Source organism: Rhodococcus sp. R1101 (assembly GCF_000278445.1).
Taxonomy (GTDB): Bacteria; Actinomycetota; Actinomycetes; order Mycobacteriales; family Mycobacteriaceae; genus Rhodococcus; species Rhodococcus gordoniae.
The window spans coordinates 1-525 of sequence record NZ_AJVB01000925.1; the positions used below are offsets into that span (position 1 = coordinate 1).

Annotated in this window: 1 protein-coding gene; it reads right to left on the bottom strand. The window is 69.0% G+C overall.

Features of this window, described 5'->3' with window-relative positions:
* Positions 1-76: 76 nt before the first annotated feature.
* A partial coding sequence (locus tag R1101_RS29000) for a VWA domain-containing protein (protein ID WP_037225413.1) occupies positions 77-525 on the bottom strand: 449 nt, incomplete at its 5' end.

The following is a 525-nucleotide window of genomic DNA, read 5'->3' on the forward strand; positions in this document are numbered from 1 at the left end:
GCCCATGACGCCCAGGCGGCGCCTGGGGGCCGAGGGCCGATCCGTTGGCTGATGCACGGTTGTCCAGCTTACGGGTTCACACGGGGAGCAGACTCGCCACCACCGTCGCGAGCTGCTGCGCCGACCGGCACTCGTGCATCGTGACGACCTCGCTGTAGACGCGGGCGGCCGAGTCGCCGGAACCCCATTGCCCCTTCGGCTCGGGGTTGAGCCAGTGCGCGTGGCGCGCGACGGACACGAGATGGTCGAGGGCTTCGAGGTTCGGATTGCGGTAGTTGGTGCGGCCGTCGCCGAGGATCAGCAGCGAGCTGCGGCCGGTGAGGGCGTGGGCGTGGTTCTCGGCGAAGCTGCCCAGCGCGTTGCCGTAGTCGGAGTGACCGTCGTAGGTGATCAGCTTCGCTTCCCGCAGCATCCGCGACATCGACTCCCCCAGCTCGGCGCCGGCCGAGAAGTAGTGGGTGACCTCGTCGGCGGTGTCGATGAATGCGAACACGCGCACGCGGGAGAACTGTTCGCGCAGGGCGT